Here is a 19,368-nt window from a genome sequence, read left to right as displayed (position 1 = left end):
TCCAGAATGGCCTGGATCTCCTCCTCCGAGGCGTCCCACAGCCGTTTCTTCAGCCGTCCTACCTTGTTATCCTCAAAAAATATGTTCGGATACGCTGTCGTTAAGTACTTCTCTTGCATAGCTGCATTCTCCTTGTATAAATGTAGGTTTTTTTCGCTTGGGTCCTACCGTCAGGAAGCGATACCCCTCTCTCCCTCACGGCCAGATCCAAGAACTCAACAAGTGGGAGGCGCTGCCGCGGCGGCCTCAAACCGCCGCGGCGCACCAAAAATCATATTTTATTCGTCTTTGAACGAATCGACATTCGTCTCGTCAACAACCTTGGTCGAAACCTCATAGAATTCCTTGACCTCGTTGCCCTCCAGTACGTCTACCGCAGCCACTACACCTTCATAGCCCTGCATATACGGATCGCCCCAAGAGGTAAGCGTGATCTTACCTTCCTTCAGCGCGGAAACCGCATCGTCGTTTGCATCCTGACCAGAAATCATAATCTCACCCGTCTTACCTGCAGCATCGACCGCCTCCGCAGTGCCCAACGCCATCTCGTCGTTGCAGCAGAAGAACGCGTCTACATCTGGGTAGGACTGGAGCAGGTTCTGCGCCACGTTCAGCGCCTCCGCACGGGAGTAGTTCGCAGACTGAGAAGCAACAAGTTCAATGTCCGGATACTCCTCGAGCGCTTTCTTGCAACCTTCGATACGGTCAAGCGAGGTCTGCGCACCGGTAGAGCCCTCAATGATGATCAGCGTACCCTTGCCGCCCATTTTTTCAAACAACGCTTTGGCAGTCTCGTAGCCCTGCTGTACGTTCTCCAAGCCGACAAAGGTTTCACACAGGCTCTCGTCACCCAGGCGGGTGTTAAGCGCTACAACAGGGATATCTGCATCAACGATACGCTGTGCAGCCGGAACAATTGCCTCGGTATCGACCGGACACAGAACGACGCAGTCTACGCCGTTCACGATTGCTTCATCACAAAGCTGATTCTGCTGCTCGTTGCCCGAACCCTCGGCGGTATCGACCGGCGTTTTTACCTCGACATTGTAGCCCAGCTCTTCGCCGGCAGCCTGTGCCCCCTCAGCCATGCTGATAAAGAACGGTGCGGTAGAGTTCTTCAGGATAACGGTAATGTTTTTACCCCCCTCTGCGTTTTCGCCTCCGTCGCCCGCCGCATTTCCACCATCGCTGCCGTTGCCGCAGCCTGCGAATGTGGCTGTCATGGCCGCTGCCATCAGCAGCGCCGCAATTCTTTTGCTCTTTTTCATGATACATTCTCCTTTTCTGGCTCTTTCTTTATCATCATACGGCGTGATGCCGTTATGACACACAAACAGATGCCTCACTTATTGCCTTTTCCCGCATATTTTGCCATCAGGTTGTTGAGTACGCGTTCATAAACAATTGCAAACAGAATTACAAAACCGACTACCGCCTGTTGCCAGTTGGTCGATACACCCATGATGTTCATACCGTTTCGGATAAACATAATGATCATTGAACCGATCACCGTATTGACAACCGAACCTGTGCCGCCGCAAAACGCGATACCGCCGATCAGCGCGGAAGCGATCGAATCGTTTGTCAACGTGCCTCGGATACTGGGATCGGCCGCATTCAGGCGCGCCAGATACAGGATGCCGGTCAGCGCGGCCAGCAGGCCGTTTGTGACATAAACGCCGAGGATAACCCCATCAGAGTGCATGCCAGACAGCTTGGTCGCCTTTTTATTGTGGCCCAAGGAGTAAAGCGTACGGCCATAAATTGTGCGACGCGTCAGGAAATACAGCACCGCGAACACAAGGAACGTGACCAGCGCAACATTCGGGATACCCGGGATCAGGTATCCGTTTACGATACTGCGGAAGCCGTCCGAAAAGCCGTAGACATACTCGCCGTTACATACGACATAGGCCAGGCCAAGCGCCATAAAGTCCACACTGAACGTTGCGATAAACGGTTCGATCTTTACCTTGCTGATCAGCACGCCATTGAACAGGCCGAATCCAAGTCCCACACCGAACGCAACCACAAGCCCCATAAAATAATTCCCTTGCTGGAAATAGGACGCGCTCAGATAACTGGAAAGAACCATGGTGGACGACATCGAGATATCAATACCGCCCGAGATAATGGCAAGGCTCATGCCGAATGCCATCAGGATCGTGAATGGAGTCTGCTGGAACACAACCTGTGTGATATTATCGACCGACAGGAAAGCCTCCGGCCGGAGCAGGGCGAAGCCCACGCATACAACCGCCAGGATCAGGAAACGGGAGAGCAGGTCGATCTGGTTTTTCTTTTTAACCGACATTGTTGTATACCCTCCTCTGCGCCTTGATATTCTTCCTGTGGTCGTTGACCACATCAATAATGATCAGAGCAACGATCACAAAGCCGGTGATCGCCTTCTGCCAGGTGGCAGGGATGCCAACCAGGCTGAGGCCGCTCGCCAGAATCTTCATCAGCAGCGCGCCGAGGATCGTGCCGCCAATGCCGCCTTTGCCGCCGATGAACGGCGTGCCGCCAATGACGATGGCCGCCATTGCGTTGAATGTATAGTCCACACCCACTGCCGGACTGCCTGAATTGGTCATGCAGGCGATCAGCACGCCGGCCAGCGCCGCAAACAGCCCGCTGAGCGCATAAACGATAATCGAAGTCTTGACCACGTTGATGCCGCTCACAGAGGCTACAGCCTGCGAACCGCCGAGCGCGAAAACATCGTAGCCGAATTTAGTCTTCTTCTGTATCCATACCATCAGCGCCGCCAGGATGACCGTGATCCAGATCACAACGTAGATACCGGCAATCTTTCCGTTGCCGATCCAGTTGACGATATCGTTCTTGATCGCCACGGTATTGCCGTCCGTCGTTACCAGCGCCAAGCCGGCAAAAACGCTCATCATACCGAAAGTGACAACCCAAAAGTCAAAATTACATTTGGCAATCAATAGCCCGTTGATCACACCGACCGCAATACCGATCAGCAGCGGCAGCAGCAGAGCCAGCGCGACCGGCACGCCGGCGTTATACAGCACCACCACGGAGACTGCAGCCATTGACACCACCGAACCGACCGACATATCAATCTTACCGATCAGGATGACCAGTGTGAAGCCCAGCGCCGCCATCAGCAGTGTGCAGGTGTTGCGGAAAATCATCATGATATTGTACGAGGATAAAAAGCGTTCGTTGGCCAAGCCAAACAGGACGAACAGCACGATGTTGCCGATCAGGATACCGGGGATGTTCAGCTTTCTCAGCCCTGCCAGCAGACCTGCCGCGCCCCCTTTCTGCGATTTATTCATTCACCGCACGCTCCTTTCCTCCAACAGCGAAGCGCATGATGGCCTCCTGCGTCATATTCTCGCGCGTCACCTCGCCCGTGATCTCGCCATCCTTCATGACATAGACACGGTCGGAGATGCCGATAACCTCGTTCATTTCGGAGGAGATCATCAGGATGCCGTACCCCTCCCCGACAAGGCGGTCGAGCAGCTTGTATATTTCGCTCTTCGCGCCGACGTCGATGCCGCGTGTCGGCTCGTCAATGATCAGAAATTTACAGCCGGTTTCCAGCCATTTGCCGATAACGACCTTCTGCTGGTTGCCGCCGGACAGCTCTCCGACCAGCTTTTCCGCGTTCGGAGTCGCGATACGAAGCTCCGCCACATATTTTTTGCCGATCTCGTCCTCCGGCCCCGAGCGCAGGACGCCACCCTTAAACACCTTTGTCAGGCTTGCCGCGACCAGATTTTCCTTGATGGGCATCTGCAGTACAAGCCCCTCAGCCTTGCGGTCCTCGGAAAGATAACCCATGGAGTTACGCACGCTCTTTACAGGGGTAGTCCGCGTGATTTGCTTGCCGTATAGTGTATAGCTGCCGTGTTCGATCGGCTCGTCCCCGAACACAGCCTTGGCGATCTCGGTACGTCCCGCGCCAATCAGACCGGACAGCGAAACGATCTCGCCCTCGCGCACATTTATATTCACGTTGCGGAAGCGCCAGCCGGAAAGGTCCTTTGTCTCAAAGATCACCTTGCCGGGTTCGCGGTAATGCCGTTCGTACATGTTCTCTATCTTGCGGCCGACCATCATGGAAATCAGCGTGTCCAGATCCATATCCTCTACATCCACCGTATCGATGTACTGTCCGTCACGCATAACGGTGACACAGTCCCCAATGCGCTTGATCTCGTCCATACGGTGCGAGATATATATGATCGCCACATTGTCTCTTTTCAGCTTTTCCACAATCTCGAACAGCTTATCGATCTCACGATCGGTCAGGGATGAGGTCGGCTCATCCATAATGACCAGCTTAACCTCCTTGGAAAGCGCCTTTACCACTTCCACCATTTGCATCTGAGCGATACTCAGCTTTTTGACCAGGATGTTGGGGTCCAAATCCAGTCCCAGGCGGTCCATCAGCTCACGGCTGTCCTTTACCATCTTTTTATAGTCGATTACGCCCTTGAGACCTTTTACCATCGGCTCGTGGCCCAGATAAATGTTCTGCGCGATCGTCCGTTCCGGCAACAGGTTGAGCTCCTGGTGGATCATGCTGATGCCGGCCTCCATGGACTGGCGGACATTGGTGAAATTGACCTCCTGTCCGTCATACCAGACCGTTCCCTCATCCCTGGTGTATACGCCGGAAATAATCTTCATCAGCGTGGATTTACCCGCTCCATTCTCACCGAGCAGGATGTGGACCTTGCCCTTTTCACAGGTAAGCTGAACTTTGTCAAGCGCCAAAGTGCCCGGAAAACACTTCGTAATCCCTGTCATGCGCAAGATCACGTTATCTTGTTTTACGTCCACTGAATTACCTCCTTGTCCTTAATCTGGCGTGCGAGCCAACTGATTCATCCTTTCGTTTACCAGAAGAATCGCCGTGTTATCTCTCTGCTTGAGCCCCATGGCGATCAGGCTGTTGTACATCTGCATGGTCAAGCTGGCGGTCGGCAGGTTTGCGTCAACCTGCTTTGCCAGTTCCATCGCCATACGCATGTCCTTGTGCATGTTATAGCCGGTCGAGGTCGGCGTGAAATCCCGCGCTTTCATGGTATCTGCCTTATAGCGCAGAATCGGCGCGGCGGCAGCGCTGTCCCCGATGAGATCGATCATTGTCTCCCAAGGGAGCCCCAGCTTTTCCCCCAGCACCAGCCCCTCGGAAAAGGACTGCAGCGCCTGCGCCAGCATCATATTAATGATGATCTTCATATATCGGGACTGCTCGCCGTCTCCCAGCCAAGTCTGGCGGTCGCCCAGAACCTTCAGATACGGCCGACAGGTCTCAAATACCTGCCGGTCGCCCGATACCATGATGCCGAGCGTTCCCGCCGCGGCAAAATGAGTACTGCCTGTCACTGGCGCGCGAAGCAACCAGCCGCCGTTCTTCTCCATCCGTTCTGCCGCCCTCGCAGAGGAATCCGGATCCACCGTACTCATATCAACCACTATTTTCTCCTGCAGGCTGGCCTTATCCAGACCGTCCGGCCCAGTGATTACATCCAGCAGAACCTCCCCGTTAGGGATCATCGTGAAAATGATATCCGCCTGCTCGGCCACCTCACGCGGGTTATGCGCCAGTCTTGCGCCAGTCTCCATCGCGTAACCGGACAGATCACGCCGGCCCGAGCCGCATATCGTTACCGGATAGCCAGCCTTGCAGAGCCGCGCAGCCATCGGGCCGCCCATCGCTCCGGTGCCGATCCAACCCAGCCGCTTCGTGCCGCTCACAGCGTCAACACCACTTTCATCGTCCCCTCCGGCACGCGCGCAGTCGCAAACGCCTGCGCCGCCTCCCCGATGGGATAATAATGGCTGATCAGCTTATCCGCAGAGGCCGGATTTTTGCACAGGAATTCCATCGCGCGCGGGAAATCGCCCGTGCCGCCGATCGAACCGATGACTGTCAGCGACTTGGTAACGATCAGCTTTTGCGCGATCTCTACCTTGGCGATCATTCCGACGCAGCCCAGCACACCGCCCGGCTTTACCAAGTTGAGCGCATTGGCAAATACCGGCGCGACTCCCGTCGTTTCGATCACCACATCGTATTTCGCCGCAGCATACAGGGAAGCGTAATCGCCGCCCTCGCTGCTGGGCGCAAGCTCCTGTGCTGCGGGGATACGCGCGCCTTCGCCGCGTGCCAGCGCGGTACGCGATTCCGCCAGATCGTATAGTTCGGCTTGCCTGCAGTTTTCCATATGCAGCAGAAGCATCAGCGCGCTCATGCCGATCACACCGCCGCCCAGTACCAGTACGCGCTTATCCGCGAAACCGCTGGGGACCGCTTTGCGCACTTTTTCCACTAAGTGCGCCGCGACCGCAACCGGCTCGGAAAGGCAGAGATGCTTGATATCCAGCCCCTCCGGCGCTCTGTATAAGTACATTTCATCACGCAGAATATAGTCGGCCGAAGCCCCGTCAACCGTGATGCCGAACTTTTCAATATGCTGGCACAGGTTTTTGTCCACCTCGCAGGACGGACAGGCGCCGCAGTACCGCGAGCAGTCACCGGTCACGACATCGCCGACCTCGACGCGGGTCACTTCGCTGCCGACCGCCTCCACCACGCCCGACCATTCGTGTCCGAACCGCATGGGATAGCTGTGCGGCCCGTTATAGGTGCCGTTGAACAGATGGATATCCGAGCCGCAGATGCCGACATAGCGGATACGGACCAGCACCTCGCGCCCCTGTGGGACCGGTTTTGGGCCTTCCTGCGCCTCCACGCATTTCGGCTCCTTCAAAATATACGAGATCATTCGTTTTCCTCCTCGCCGTTGGGATGGATGACCACCTTGACCGCGCCGTCCTTATGGTTGATAAAGGTGTCAAACGCCTGCTCCGTCTGCTCGATGGGGAATGTGTGTGTGACCAGACGCCGAGCGTTGACCTTGCCGTGGCCGATCATCCCTAGCAACGGCAGCGAGCAGTTCGGATTCGCGCGCACACCCTGAACCGTGATTTGGTTCTTTACCATATAATAAAGAGCTTCCTGTGTGGTCGGGACCTTGGGATACGCGATCACACCCACTTTGCCGTTTTTCGCGGTCATGCGGATCAGCTCGTCGAGCGTATCGCCGGCGCCCGCGCAATCAAAGCTGCGGTCGGCACCCCTGCCGCCGGTGAGCCGGCGCACCTCCTCCACAACGTCCGCAACCTCGGTCGTCTCGATCGTATGATCTACGCCCAACTCTCTGGCGACAGAGAGGCGGTCATGATCCCTGTACCCGATCACTATGGTTTTGGATCCCATGGCCTTCGCCATCTGCGCCAGCAGAATTCCCATCGGACCAGGGCCGATCACCGCTGTCCAGCCGCCCGGCACAATGCCGATCAGGCGGATGCCGTTAAACGCCGTACCGCCGGTATCGATCATGGCACCCTCATCATAGGTCACGTTTTCCGGCATGACGGTCAGCGCTTTCTGATCATAAACCTGATACTGCGCGTAGCAGCCGGGATGCGCATGCCCGTAATGGTGGTGGCCGGAATGCCCGTAATTCATACACAGATTATACAAACCCTGCTTGCACATTTCGCAGGTGCCGCAGCCGCTGTGCGCCTCGCCCGCTACACGGTCGCCGGGCTTCAGGTTGCTCACACCCTCGCCGATCGCGGCGACCCTTCCCGCAAACTCATGTCCAGCGATAAAGGGATAGTGCGGCGGCCAGCCGTCTTTGCGCACCTTTCCGGCGAAGATGCCGGGGTCTGATCCACAGATCGCGATCGACCGGATCTCTACCAGAACCTCGTTATAGCCCGGCTGCGGGATATCAACCAGTTCTACCTGATATTCGCCCGGCGCATGCAGCACAACGGCTTTCATTTTTTGTTCCATCAGCAATCCACCTCAGCAATCCCCGTTTGGATGAACGATGACCTTGAGCGCGCCGTCTTTCCGTCCGATAAAGGTGTCGAACGCTTCGTGTATCTGCTCCATGGGGAAGCGATGTGTAATCTGATCCTTTACGTTCAGGCTTCCCTGCGCCATCAGGTCAAGCACAATTTTGGAGCAGTTCGGGTTCGCACGCACGCCATGCAGCGTAATCTGGTTCATGATCAGCGACTTGAGCGCCGCCTCCTGCCCGTCTTTAGGCGGAATGCTGATCAGCGCCACATGGCCGCCCTTGCGCGCCATCTGCACGGATTCAAAATATGCCGTTGCATTGCCGGCCGCTTCAATCACCTGATGCGCGCCGCCACCGGTGATGCGCCGTACCTCCTCAACCGGATCGTCCACCTTTTCATAATCGATCGTATAGTCCGCGCCGAGCCTTGCCGCCATCGCCAAACGCTGGCGCCGGCCGATTACAATGGTCGCCGACCCCATGGCCTTTGCCAGACACATTGCCATAATGCCCATCGGCCCCGGTCCGATAATGGCGGTAAAGCCGCCCGGCTCCACGCCGGTCAGGCGCAGCGCGTTGTAAGCAGTACCCGCGGTATCCACCAGCGTCCCTTCGTCGTAGGTAACGTTATCCGGTAGCAGCGTCAGCGCTTTCTGATCATACACCTGATACTGCGCGTAACACCCCGGCGAACTATGCCCGTAGTGATGATGCCCCGCCGCCTGATTGCCATAATTCAGGCACAGGTTATAATAACCCTTTTTGCACATTTCGCAGGTGCCGCAGCCACAATGCGCTTCACCTGCTACCCGATCGCCCGGCTTGAGGTTGGTCACGCCCTCTCCCAGCGCTACAACCTGCGCCGCGAACTCGTGTCCGGCGATAAAGGGAAAGTGCGGCGGCCAGCCGTTCTGCAGCACCTTTCCATTAAAGATGCCGGGGTCCGACCCGCAAATCGCAACCGCTTTCACCTCTACCAACACTTCGCCGCGTCCCGGATGCGGTACGGGGACCCAATCCACGGAGAATTCTCCCGGCGCGTGTATCTGCACGGCCCTCATTTTCTCCTCCATCGCTTTAGACGCATCTCCTTTCTCCATGCACCGGCCTTCGCGGCCAAACTGTATGGTACAGACAGCCTATCATATTGCCATAATAAAATAACATCTATCTCACTGTCACTTTTTTGCATATGTAGAATATACTGGTTTTTTCTGCTTTTTTGGCATTTGAATGGCATGCCATATAAATGCCATTTGATTCCTCCGTCTTTTTTAGCGCCTCCCCTCTGTGTAAGACTATAATTCCACATTTCAACCAAAAAATCAAGTGTCTAAAACCTCATTTTTCATTCAATAAGCCACAAATTTTCGCTTCGCCTATTGTGCGAAAATCACAAAAATGAATTTTACCTCTTTATTTTTCCTTTTTCCTATTGATAAAACAAAGGAGCGGGCGTATAATGCAGCCAAAGTGGCATGCCATTGACATGTCATTTGCTGATCCTATCTATCACACCAACGATCCCATTCCATTTACAAATTTTAATACGAAAGGCAGGTACAAAAAGATGAGCAAATGGGAAATTCCGGCGAAAGGCGGGAATATGGAAGCGGACAACGGTATCTATTATCAGAACATGACGCGCAAGGAAGTGAGCGAGCGTCTGGAGAAGAACGACGTGATTCTGATTCCAGTAGGCTCCACGGAGAACCATGGAGCAAGCGCGCCGTTTGGAGAGGATACCTATCTTGACACGCGGCTGTGCGAGCAGGTGGCAAAGGCGACAGGCTGCACAGTGGCGCAGCCGATCTGGTACGGCTCCCACCCGTATCACCATCTGGGGCAGAAAGGGACGATCATCATTCCCGAGGAGACGCTGGCGGATTACCTTGTGTATGTGTTCGCGGGCTTCTGGAACGCGGGCTTCCGCAAGATGATCGTGGTCAACGGTCATGGGCAGGATTATGTGATCCCGCTGGCGATCCATAAATTCGGGAAGAAGTTCCAAGTGCCGTCAATCATCCTGTACACACACTTCTGGAACTGCGCCAAAGAGCAGCTGGACACAAAGGACAGGGGCGGTCCGTACGATACGCCGTTCGTACACGCGGATGAAGTGGAGCAGTCGTGGTCGCTGGCGCTGTTCCCCGAGCTGTGCAAGATGGCGTATGCGGAGAAGGTAGAAGCAGCGCCGATGCTGCCCAAGGGACATATCAACAACTCGGCGGAACGCGGGAGCGGCCCGATCAAGTGGTACAATGCGCTGGGCTCATGCGGGATGGAGTGCATCTGCCAGCCGCAGGGCGTAATCGGAGACGCGAAGCTGGCGGATCCGGAAAAGGCGCGCAAGGGCATTGAGATGACGCTGGACTATCTGGAGAAGCTGGTAAACGACATTCTGGAGCGCTACCCTGCGGGTCAGCTTCCGCCGACCGAGCTGATGACCCAGCGCGATCCCGAGGCGGTACGCGCCGTCCTCGCCGGCGAGCGCCATATCTATACCCTCGCATACGATTGACCGGAGGAGAGTGAGCGAACATGAAAAATCTGCTCGCCATCACGGCGATCACCAGCGGAGCCCCGCGCGCGCCGCTGGTGCTGCGCGGCGATCTGGTGAAGGCCGTCGGGCAGGCTGCGGATTGGGGGTATGACGCCATCGAAATCCACATCATCGACGCGGGCGATTTTCCGCTCCCGCTGATGAAAGACGCATGCTCCCGTTATGGCGTCAAGGTTTCCGCTATCGTCACCGGTCAGATCTTCACCCGCCGGAACCGGTGCATCACCTCCCCCGATCCGGCGAACCGCGAAGCCGCTATGGCCGAAGTAAAGGCCTATATCGACATCGCCGCCGCGCTCGGCGCGACGGACGGCGTCGTGATCGGCTGGGTAAAGGGCAACCGGCCGGATACCCAGCAGGAGGAGTTCGACCGCCTGCTGGCCGGCCAGCTGCGCGAGCTTGGCGCCTATGCCTCGAACAAGGGCCAGCGCATCCTGGTCGAGGTCATCAACCGGTATGAAACCAACCTGTTCAACACCGCCGCCGAGCTGCGGGAATTTCTGGACAAATGGGAGCTGCCGAATTGCTGGGTCCATATGGACACGTTCCATATGAATATCGACGAAGCGGATATGCCGCAGGCAATCCGCACCGCCGGCGACAAGCTGGGCTATCTCCATGTTGCCGATTCCAACCGCTTGTATCCCGGCGCGGGGCATTTGGATTTTGCCCCTATCCTTGCCGCGCTGCAAGAGGTGGATTACCAGGGGACCATCTCGCTGGAGTGCATCCCCGAGCCGGACAGTATGACTGCCGGCGTCCGCGGCATGGCATTTCTGTCAAAAGCCGTGAAATGTTCTTGACAGTACTTGGAGATTATAATAGACTAATTTTAGCAATTCGATGCAAAATAACAAAATTATGGTCTCCTAAAAGGCTGTGAAGAATGGTGAAAACGAATGGAATTTTTTGACGAAGGCACTGCAAACGGCGAAAGCAAATCGGAATTTGTATATCGGGTCCTGCGGGATAATATCCTCAACGGCACTTATGGCCCCGGCGCTGCGCTGTATATCCGCGAGCTCAGCAGCCAGCTTGGGGTCAGCCGCACGCCTGTGAAGGAGGCCATCAGCCGCTTGGCGTTTGAGGACTATGTCGAGCTGCTTCCCAACCGCTGCGCCATCGTCTCCAGGATCAGCGCTACCGAGGTCATCGAATTGCTGGAACTCCGGGAGAGCCTGGAACGCTCCGCCGCCTACTATGCCGCGCTGCGGCATACCGAGGCGGATATCATGGAGATGCAGCAGATCCACGATTACCACCGAACGATACCGGCTGAGCAGAAAGAGGCTGTGGCGGAATGCGACCAGCGCTTCCACATGGCGATCGCCAAGGCCACCTACAACCGCCAAATGTATCAGACGATCGAAAAGGTGTTTACCAAGCTGGTTCGCGTATCCGTCGCGATTTCCCAGGCGCGCCTCCCCGACTCCCTCGTACAGCATACCAACATCCTCAACGCCATCCGAGAGGGCAACGCAGAGGCCGCGCGCCGCTACATGTCGGAACACGACCAAGATATCCTGACCTCCGTAAAGCTGTTCCAGTATCAAAATATCCATTTGTTCCGCTCGTAACCCTTACATCCATAAAAAGTTCCAGATTCCAAACGGATCTGGGGCTTTTTTTGTCTTTCCGCGCATTACCGCGCCGCGTTTGCGCGCGAACAAAGGAGAAATTGAAAATGGAAAAACTGATTGACCTTCTTCCCTCCCTGCAGGACAAGCTGCAGGACAAGCCGCTCGCCCTGTACCCCGAATCCTGGAACCAACTGGAAAACGGCCAGCTCTGCATGGCGGATTTCGGCTCTTACGACGCGATCCTTTTCTGGGGCAGAAACTGCCCGTTTCAGGCCGACGAAGTCGTGGAAATAGACCAGCTCCCACTCGCCAAGGTCCCCCTGACCCACGAAACCGCGGTCTGCCTGCACCATCTTCTGCCCTTCACCGCCCCGCAGCCGGTCCTGGGGCAGGACCGCAGCTTTGGCATGGGCGACCGGCTCGGCATCGCCACCCTGGGCCATATCCATGCCATCCGGAAATATGATGTGTACCCGATTTTTGCCCAGCAGTCCATGCGCGAGATCAAGCTGATGAACCGGACGTATGACGACGTGCTGGACCGCGTGACGTTCCAGGTGCTGCAGGCTGGCTTCAAAAAGGGCTACGGCGCGGACGGCGACCACCTCAAGTCCCTGGAGGAGGTCAGATACGCGATCGACTGCGGCTATACCATGATTACCCTGGACTGCAGCGAGCATATCCGCGGCGAGGCGGCGTCCATGTCCGGCATGGAGCTGGAAGCGCTGCGCCCGCTCCCTGCCGCGCTGGAGCAGGAATATCTCGGCCGTTCGTTCCAGCTTACGGGCGACGTTTCCGTCCAGTTCACCCGCACCACCCTGCACCAGGCCTACCTGATCTATGGCGAGGCCATTTCCTTTGCCAAATCGATCTATGACGCCTGCATCGCCGGTTCCAGCGTGGAGCTCGAAATTTCGATCGACGAGACCGAAACACCCACCACGCCCGCGCAGCATTTCTTTGCCGCCAATGAGCTGAAAAAGGCCGGCGTGGTTTTCAAAACCATGGCGCCCCGCTTCTGCGGCGAATTCCAAAAAGGCATCGATTATATCGGCGACCTCGCGCAGTTTGACGAGGAATTCAAGGTGCATGTTGCGGTGGCCGACCATTTCGGCTATAAGATCAGCGTGCATTCCGGCTCGGACAAATTTGCAGTCTACCCCTCCGTCGGCCGCATGACGCACGGGCGGTTCCACGTCAAGACCTCGGGTACCAGCTGGCTGGAAGCGCTGCGCCTGACCGCGGTCGCGGAACCCGCGCTCTTCCGCGAGCTGTACGCCTATGCCATCGGCGTATTTCCGGAGTCGCGCGCCAATTACCATGTTTCCACCGAGCCCGAGCAGATCCCCGATATCTCCGGCATGGCGGACAAGGATCTCCCCTCCTTGCTCAATCTGGCCACATCGCGCCAGCTCCTGCATATCACTTACGGCAAAATCATGAACGAAACCAATCCGGACGGCTCGCTCCGCTTCAAGGACCGCCTTTACCGTTTCTGGCGGGAGCACCGCGCGGAATACGACAGCATTCTCGAGCGGCATATGGACCGCCATCTCAGCCTATTGATGCCCCATATGTAACTTTGTGGAAAAACGCCTCCAAAGCGCTGCTTTGGAGGCGTTTTTCCCGCGTTTCTTATCGGCGGGCCTTGAAGCCACGCGCATACGCCGCGGGCCAGTCGTAATCGATCCGGTAATCCCGCGCCGTGTTGAGCACCCAATAGGGGTTGCGCAACAACTCGCGGCCAAGCGCCACAAGGTCCGCGCGGCCGTTCCCCAGGATTTCTTCCACCTGATGCGGGTCGGTAATCAGACCAACCGTGATCACCGGCAGGCCGGACGCCTGCCGGAGAAATTCCGCCGCCTTGACTTGATAGCCAGCATACAAGGACGCGGGCGGGGTCGGCACAACGCCACCCGTGCTGACGTCAAGAATATCCGCATAGGGCCGTATGAGCGCCGCGACCCGCGCCATCTCCTCCGGATGCATTCCATCCGGCTCGTAATCCTCCGCAGAAACACGCACCAGCACCGGCTTTTCCGCCGGCCACACCTCATGCACCGCCTGCAGCACCTCAAGCAGCAGCCTGCAGCGGTTTTCGGTCGAGCCGCCGTAGCCATCCGCACGCCTGTTGGTCAACGGAGACAGGAACTCGCTGAGCAGATAGCCGTGCGCCGCGTGGATCTCGATCGCGTCGAACCCAATCCGCGCCGCCCGTGCAGCCGCGCTGCGGAACGCCGCGACCGTTTCCCGTATATCCGCTTCGGTCATTTCGCGCGGCAGGGGCGCGCCTTCGTCAAAGGGGATCGCGCTCGGCGCATAAACCGCAGGGACCGACGCCTCGCATTTGCGCCCCGCGTGGTTGAGCTGAAGCGCCATTTTCGCCCCCTGCTCCTGGCAGGCTCTGACGATCGGCGCAAGCGCCTCTGCCTGCTCGTCGTTCCACAGGCCCAGGCAATGATCGGAGATCCGTCCGCAGGGCAGAACCCCTGTGGCCTCCATAATAATCAGCCCCACACCGCCTACGGCGCGCGCGGTGTAGTGTGAAAAATGGAACGCTTTCGCCATCCCGTCCGTCCCCGCGCTGTACATGCACATGGGGGGCATCACAATCCGGTTGCGCAGCGTCATATTTTTTATAGTAAAAGAGGTCAATCCGTACATATGCAGTTTCCTTTCCCGCCGGATACCGGCGCGCAGCAGATTTCTGTTTTCTTTTCAAGGCGGCGGCTCCGGCCCTGCCGCCGCTTCCGCCACTCTATTTACAGTATACGCCAAATGGTCCGGCGGCACAATCCGCTCCGTTTATTTTTCCGCGGGAGGCCTGTCGGACTGTACACGCCTTAAACGTTCACTATCCATACATTTCACGAATTTTTGTCTAAAATCCGACTTTCTTTTTCCTCTTTCCGCACTTATAATAAAATTGGTATAAACCGGTAAAACAACGGAGAAAGAAAAAGGGGGAGCCTTGATGGAACAGTATCCGATCACAGCCGCGCAGCGGCTGCACCTTGTCACGCTGCAGAATGCGTGCGAAAAGCAGGTGCTCAATATCTGCGTCAGCCTGTTCATCCATCTGGATGTTGATTTTGACGCGCTCGCGCGGGCGGTGCGCCGCGCGGTCGAGCGGGACGACTCCGTGCGCGTCCGCTTCACCTGCGGGAAGGACGGAACAGCCCGCCAGTATATCGTGCCGGCGGACGACCGTCCGGTCCGCCATGTCGATCTGTCCCGCATGACCGAGTCCGAGGCCATGCTTGAGCTGCACCGCTGGAGCCGCCAGCCGTTCGAGCCGCGGTGGGACGCGCCGCTGTTTGAGATCGTCACCGTTGCCATGCCGGATGGCTGGAACGGCGCCTTTGTCCGCATCGATCACATGCTGTCCGACTCCTGCGCTATGATCGTGCTGCTCTGCGATGTGGTCGAGCTGTACGCCGCCGAGGTGTTCGGCACCAAGCCGCCCGCAGACCGCGCCCCCTACCTTGCCTCTCTGCAGCGCGACCTGGAGCGCGCGGCCGATCCGGTCCGCACGGCGCGCGACCTTGCGTTCTGGAAAGAGCAGGCTGAACGGGCGGGCGAACCGCTCTACACCGATATCCGCGGCCCCGGCCATACCGCCTCCGGCGCGCGCTGGGCGCACAACGAAAAACACGACCTGACGGTCGGCCAGCGCACATTCATCCTTGAGTCCGCGCCCGCCGAACGCCTGCTCGAATTCTGCGAGGAACAGAATATCTCCATGACCAATCTGCTGCTCATGGGCCTGCGCACCTATCTGTCCAAGCAGAATGACGGCGAGCCTGATATCAGCGTGCGCAACTATGTATCGCGCCGCGTGTCCCGCATCGACCGCAAGGCCGGCGGCACGCGCATCCACTGCTTCCCCTGCCGCACGGTGATGCCCGCAGATACCAGCTTTATCGAGGGCGTGCGCCAGATTGCCGCGGTCCAGAACCAGGTATACCGCCATACGGATTTCGATACGCTGGAAGCCGACCGCCTGCGCCGCGAGCGCTGGGGCGCGCCCGCGGACGCACTGTACGAAAGCATTGCGCTCACCTACCAGCCGTTCCCCATGCGGATGCAGGACGACCACCTCAACCAGATCGAATACCGTTCGATCTGGCACGATAACGGCACCGCTGTGCAGCCGCTCTACCTGACGGTTATGCACCGTCCGCTCGGCACGGGCATGGATTTCTATTTCAAATACCAAGCCGCATGGTACAGCCTGGAGGAAGTCGAAAAGCTTTACTATTACCTGATGCGCATTCTGTTTGCCGCGGTCGAGGATCCGGAGATCACCATTGGAGAGCTCATCCGCACGGTCTGACGCTGCTCTGTCCCACCGCGAAAAACCGCCTGCCGGCCTACAAACCGGCAGGCGGTTTATGCTTTTTATACCCGCTGGACCGTCTGCGCGTTTTCCGGACGGGGACGCGGATCAAGCAACGCCCGCTCGACGCTCCAGTAGAACGCCTGCTCACCCATCAGCTCCACAATGCCTGCCCGCCGCAGCATGGTCATGGAGGCCGTGGGCAGCCCGCAAATCGCCACGTCCACGCCCCTTTCGCGGAAGCTCTCCAGAATGGCCTGTAGGGTTTGCGCGGCGGATACATCCACCGTCGGCACCCCGCGCATGGACAGCAGCAGTGTATCGCAGCCCGCCACGCGGTCGGGCAACTCCTCGAGCACGCTGATGTTGGCGAACAGCAGCGGACCAGTGATGTAAGCGACCATCGCGTTGCTGTACCGCGCGTTCAGCACCGGATCGTCGTTTTTCAGGCGGGACATATCCACCCGCTCGTAGTTGATCTGCAGCTTGGACAGGCGCGCGACCATCAGTATCAGCCCGAGACCCACGCCGACCACGATCGCAACCGTCAGGTCGAACATGATCGTGCAGACCATCGTGACCGCGAATTTCGCAATCGCCCCCTTAAACCGGTGGGAAAACATATACCGGATCGCATGCCACTCGTTCATGCGCCACGCGGTCACCATCAGGACACCAGCCAGCGCAGCGAGCGGCACGTTACGAATCACAGGCGCGAGCGCGAACATCATAATCAGCAGCCCAACCGCATGGAACACGCCGGTCAGACGGGTCTGCGCGCCCGAGCGCACCGCGACCGAGGTGCGGGCCAGCGCGGCGGTCGCCGGTATGCCGCCGAACAGCGGCAGCACCAGATTGCCTACCCCCTGCGCGAACAGCTCCTGGTCGTTGTTGAGCCTGACTCCGGTCGCCCGCCCCGCGGACGCGCCGCACAGCAGGCTTTCCAGCATGTTCAGCACCGCGATGGAAAAAGCGGGCGCCAGCAGCGCGGGTACGGCGCTCCAGTCGACCGCCCGTGGGGAAAGCCGGTCGGGCAGCAGCAGCGTCTGCGGTATTTCTCCCACCGTCGCGATATCCAGGCCGAGCAGCATGGTCGCGGCAGTCGCCAGAATAATGCCGATCAGCGACGCCGGAACAACCGCGTTCCACTTCTTCGGGAACACCACCATCAGCACCGTCACAAACAGTGCGACCGCCGTGGTTGCCAGATCGGGCCGGAAGCCAAGCGTGCCGTAGCTTGCCAGCTTGGCCAACGCCGACCCGCCCTCGGAATATGTGCCGAAAAAGTTGTCGATCTGCCCCATGGCAATGATCACCGCGATACCAGAGGTGAAGCCTGTGATGACCGGAGCGGGTACGAACGCCGTCAGGTTGCCCAGATGCAGCACTGCTGCGATCAACAGCATGATGCCCGCCAGGAAAGTGGCCACAAACATCCCCTGCATCCCATATGTACCGATCAGCGAGCCGAGAATCGCCGCCATCGCTCCGGTCGGACCGGATATCTGATAGTAGCCTCCGGTCAGCGCCGAGATCACCAGTCCGGCAACGATTGCCGTTACCAGGCCGCAGGCCGCGGTCGCGCCCGCGGAAACGCCGAACGCCAGCGCGAGTGGCAGCGCAACCGCCGCCACTGTCAGCCCTGCCATCAGATCCTGTGACAGTTTATGCCCGTTGTATCCCCTGAACTCGTTCCTGAGCTGCTGCAGGAATGCCTTTCCCATTTCATTTCCCCCATTTTCTGATTTTTCCCGCGCCCCTCGCGGCGCGAAAAGCCCCGCAATGCTGCATCGCGGGGCTACGGGACATGGAACGGCGCTGCACCGCCATGTCCCCTGTTTGTTTCAGCGCGCCAGGTACTCCCGACCGATCCGGTCCGCTTCCAGAAGCGCCTGGTACACGTCCTCCGCCGTAATATCGGGGGACAGGTTTTTGGTGGACTGCGTCGGTACGCAGGCCGCCTCCGCCACCTTGCGCAGGGTTTCCTCCCTGATCTCGGTAATGCCGAGCTGCGCGAGCGTCATCGGCAGCTCGACCCGCGCCAGGAACCCCAGCACCTCCTCAAGCGTCTGCGCATCCGTCTTTTGCAGCACAAGCTGGGTCAGCACGCCAAACGCGACCTTTTCGCCGTGGTACATGCCATGCGCCTGCGGCTCCTGCGCGAAGCCGTCGTTGATCGCGTGGGCCGCCGCAAGGCCGCCGCTCTCAAAGCCGACGCCGCTGAGCAGGATATTCGCCTCGACCACCTTTTCAAGCGCGGGCGTGTATTCGCCGCGCTTGACGCCATCGAGCGCTTCCGAGCCGTAGCGCAGCAGCAGGTCGTAGCACAGGCGGCTCATCATAGCGACGGTTTCGGTCTCCTGACCGCGCGCCATGGTCTTGACGCCGTTTTTGCGGCACGCCTCCGCCTCGAACCAGGTCGAAAGCGCGTCGCCCATGCCGGCCGACAGCAGGCGGGCCGGTGCCTTGGACAAGATCTCGGTGTCCACCAGCACGAGGTCCGGATTGCGGCGCATCATGACCGCCTTGACCACCACGCCCTGCTCATTATAGAGTACCGCCACGCCCGAGCACGGCGCGTCGTTCGAGGCCACGGTCGGGATGATGATGCAGGGCAGGCCGCCCAGGTTCTCGGCAACGGTCTTCGCCGTGTCGATCACCTTGCCGCCGCCCATGCCGATCACGGCATCGCAGCCCGCGGCCTTGCAGGCATCCATATGGGCGAAGACCTCAGCCTTGGTCGCCTCGCCGTGGAATTCGGCAAAGACAACTGTTTTTTCCTGCTCCGTCAGGCTTTGCTCGATCTCCTCGCCAAACCGGCGGCGGCCGCCGGGCGAACAGAGCACATAAAACGTGCTGCCAAGCTTTTTCACACTCTGACCGAGCTTTTTGCGCTCCCCAAAGCCCTGTACATACCGGCCGGGCGCTTTCATTGCGATAGACATTGTGGTTCATCCTCCTTGTTGTTCCCCGGGCGTCCCCTGTCCGTCCGGTGCAGTTTGTATTGCCGAAACGAGC

The 19,368-nt window shown here is 58.2% G+C and carries 16 protein-coding genes; 5 read left to right on the top strand and 11 right to left on the bottom strand.

The genetic code is table 11. From position 1 onward, the window contains the following. Positions 1 to 278: 278 nt before the first annotated feature. From H8S45_RS13745 to H8S45_RS13710, 8 genes are all read right to left on the bottom strand, one after another. Positions 279 to 1,268: a sugar ABC transporter substrate-binding protein gene (locus tag H8S45_RS13745; protein ID WP_054328200.1), complete on the bottom strand. Its 990-nt coding sequence runs from the start codon at positions 1,266 to 1,268 to the stop codon at positions 279 to 281. 74 nt (positions 1,269 to 1,342) lie between these two features. Continuing rightward, positions 1,343 to 2,314, bottom strand: coding sequence for an ABC transporter permease (locus H8S45_RS13740; RefSeq protein ID WP_054328199.1), 972 nt, complete (start codon positions 2,312 to 2,314; stop codon positions 1,343 to 1,345). Then, the gene (locus H8S45_RS13735; protein WP_054328198.1) at positions 2,304 to 3,311 is read right to left on the bottom strand and encodes an ABC transporter permease; all 1,008 of its coding nucleotides are present in this window, start codon (positions 3,309 to 3,311) and stop codon (positions 2,304 to 2,306) included. Before H8S45_RS13735 ends, H8S45_RS13740 begins: the two co-directional genes overlap by 11 nt. After that, positions 3,304 to 4,827 (bottom strand): sugar ABC transporter ATP-binding protein, encoded by a 1,524-nt coding sequence (locus tag H8S45_RS13730; RefSeq protein ID WP_242977849.1) that lies wholly within the window; start codon positions 4,825 to 4,827, stop codon positions 3,304 to 3,306. The genes H8S45_RS13735 and H8S45_RS13730 overlap by 8 nt, the downstream gene beginning before the upstream one ends. An 18-nt stretch (positions 4,828 to 4,845) precedes the next feature. Beyond that, a complete protein-coding gene (locus H8S45_RS13725) occupies positions 4,846 to 5,748 on the bottom strand; it encodes an NAD(P)-dependent oxidoreductase (RefSeq protein WP_107631084.1) in 903 nt (300 codons plus the stop codon). After that, complete coding sequence (locus tag H8S45_RS13720) at positions 5,745 to 6,779, bottom strand: zinc-dependent alcohol dehydrogenase (RefSeq protein ID WP_107631085.1); 1,035 nt, start codon at positions 6,777 to 6,779, stop codon at positions 5,745 to 5,747. The genes H8S45_RS13725 and H8S45_RS13720 overlap by 4 nt, the downstream gene beginning before the upstream one ends. After that, positions 6,776 to 7,858, bottom strand: a complete 1,083-nt coding sequence (locus tag H8S45_RS13715) for a zinc-dependent alcohol dehydrogenase (protein WP_107631086.1) — start codon at positions 7,856 to 7,858, stop codon at positions 6,776 to 6,778. Before H8S45_RS13715 ends, H8S45_RS13720 begins: the two co-directional genes overlap by 4 nt. A gap of 12 nt (positions 7,859 to 7,870) precedes the next feature. Beyond that, entirely contained in the window at positions 7,871 to 8,890 is a 1,020-nt protein-coding gene (locus H8S45_RS13710) for a zinc-dependent alcohol dehydrogenase (RefSeq protein ID WP_330603203.1), read from the bottom strand. 548 nt (positions 8,891 to 9,438) lie between these two features. Between H8S45_RS13710 and iolN the strand changes: the two genes are divergently transcribed. The 4 genes from iolN (at position 9,439) to H8S45_RS13690 (ending at position 13,591) form a co-directional block, all read left to right on the top strand. Beyond that, positions 9,439 to 10,389, top strand: coding sequence for a 3-dehydro-scyllo-inosose hydrolase (gene iolN, locus H8S45_RS13705; protein ID WP_054328202.1), 951 nt, complete (start codon positions 9,439 to 9,441; stop codon positions 10,387 to 10,389). Positions 10,390 to 10,409: 20 nt separating this feature from the next. Further along, positions 10,410 to 11,234, top strand: a complete 825-nt coding sequence (locus H8S45_RS13700; RefSeq protein WP_054328191.1) for a sugar phosphate isomerase/epimerase family protein — start codon at positions 10,410 to 10,412, stop codon at positions 11,232 to 11,234. Between the two features lie 96 nt (positions 11,235 to 11,330). After that, positions 11,331 to 12,008 (top strand): GntR family transcriptional regulator, encoded by a 678-nt coding sequence (locus tag H8S45_RS13695; protein WP_107631088.1) that lies wholly within the window; start codon positions 11,331 to 11,333, stop codon positions 12,006 to 12,008. Positions 12,009 to 12,115: 107 nt separating this feature from the next. Further along, positions 12,116 to 13,591 (top strand): tagaturonate epimerase family protein, encoded by a 1,476-nt coding sequence (locus H8S45_RS13690; protein ID WP_054328189.1) that lies wholly within the window; start codon positions 12,116 to 12,118, stop codon positions 13,589 to 13,591. A 55-nt stretch (positions 13,592 to 13,646) separates the two neighbouring features. Here the strand turns inward: H8S45_RS13690 and namA are convergent, their stop codons facing one another. Next, positions 13,647 to 14,675, bottom strand: a complete 1,029-nt coding sequence (gene namA, locus H8S45_RS13685; RefSeq protein ID WP_054328188.1) for an NADPH dehydrogenase NamA — start codon at positions 14,673 to 14,675, stop codon at positions 13,647 to 13,649. Between the two features lie 310 nt (positions 14,676 to 14,985). On the opposite strand from namA, the gene H8S45_RS13680 reads away from it, so the two are divergent. Next, positions 14,986 to 16,347, top strand: a complete 1,362-nt coding sequence (locus H8S45_RS13680) for a condensation domain-containing protein (protein WP_107631090.1) — start codon at positions 14,986 to 14,988, stop codon at positions 16,345 to 16,347. A gap of 65 nt (positions 16,348 to 16,412) precedes the next feature. Here H8S45_RS13680 and H8S45_RS13675 read toward each other — a convergent pair whose 3' ends face one another. Both H8S45_RS13675 and H8S45_RS13670 read right to left on the bottom strand, forming a co-directional pair. Continuing rightward, entirely contained in the window at positions 16,413 to 18,074 is a 1,662-nt protein-coding gene (locus H8S45_RS13675; RefSeq protein ID WP_054328185.1) for a SulP family inorganic anion transporter, read from the bottom strand. A gap of 120 nt (positions 18,075 to 18,194) precedes the next feature. Then, positions 18,195 to 19,295: a glycerol dehydrogenase gene (locus H8S45_RS13670; protein WP_147574535.1), complete on the bottom strand. Its 1,101-nt coding sequence runs from the start codon at positions 19,293 to 19,295 to the stop codon at positions 18,195 to 18,197. Positions 19,296 to 19,368: the final 73 nt, after the last annotated feature.

Origin of the sequence: Agathobaculum faecis (genome assembly GCF_014287995.1) — a bacterium.
Classification (GTDB): domain Bacteria; phylum Bacillota; class Clostridia; order Oscillospirales; family Butyricicoccaceae; genus Agathobaculum; species Agathobaculum ammoniilyticum.
Note: the sequence above shows the minus strand (reverse complement) of the source record. Positions and strands in the feature narration are given on the sequence as shown.

Bases quoted from the DNA above. Each gene is read 5' to 3' on its own strand.
- H8S45_RS13740 (WP_054328199.1), bottom strand. From the start codon at position 2,314: ATGTCGGTTAAAAAGAAAAACCAGATCGACCTGCTCTCCCGTTTCCTG.
- H8S45_RS13670 (WP_147574535.1), bottom strand. From the start codon at position 19,295: ATGTCTATCGCAATGAAAGCGCCCGGCCGGTATGTACAGGGCTTTGGG.
- namA (WP_054328188.1), bottom strand. From the start codon at position 14,675: ATGTACGGATTGACCTCTTTTACTATAAAAAATATGACGCTGCGCAAC.
- H8S45_RS13695 (WP_107631088.1), top strand. From the start codon at position 11,331: ATGGAATTTTTTGACGAAGGCACTGCAAACGGCGAAAGCAAATCGGAA.
- H8S45_RS13680 (WP_107631090.1), top strand. From the start codon at position 14,986: ATGGAACAGTATCCGATCACAGCCGCGCAGCGGCTGCACCTTGTCACG.
- H8S45_RS13700 (WP_054328191.1), top strand. From the start codon at position 10,410: ATGAAAAATCTGCTCGCCATCACGGCGATCACCAGCGGAGCCCCGCGC.
- H8S45_RS13735 (WP_054328198.1), bottom strand. From the start codon at position 3,311: ATGAATAAATCGCAGAAAGGGGGCGCGGCAGGTCTGCTGGCAGGGCTG.
- H8S45_RS13745 (WP_054328200.1), bottom strand. From the start codon at position 1,268: ATGAAAAAGAGCAAAAGAATTGCGGCGCTGCTGATGGCAGCGGCCATG.
- H8S45_RS13720 (WP_107631085.1), bottom strand. From the start codon at position 6,779: ATGATCTCGTATATTTTGAAGGAGCCGAAATGCGTGGAGGCGCAGGAA.
- H8S45_RS13675 (WP_054328185.1), bottom strand. From the start codon at position 18,074: ATGGGAAAGGCATTCCTGCAGCAGCTCAGGAACGAGTTCAGGGGATAC.
- iolN (WP_054328202.1), top strand. From the start codon at position 9,439: ATGAGCAAATGGGAAATTCCGGCGAAAGGCGGGAATATGGAAGCGGAC.
- H8S45_RS13690 (WP_054328189.1), top strand. From the start codon at position 12,116: ATGGAAAAACTGATTGACCTTCTTCCCTCCCTGCAGGACAAGCTGCAG.
- H8S45_RS13715 (WP_107631086.1), bottom strand. From the start codon at position 7,858: ATGGAACAAAAAATGAAAGCCGTTGTGCTGCATGCGCCGGGCGAATAT.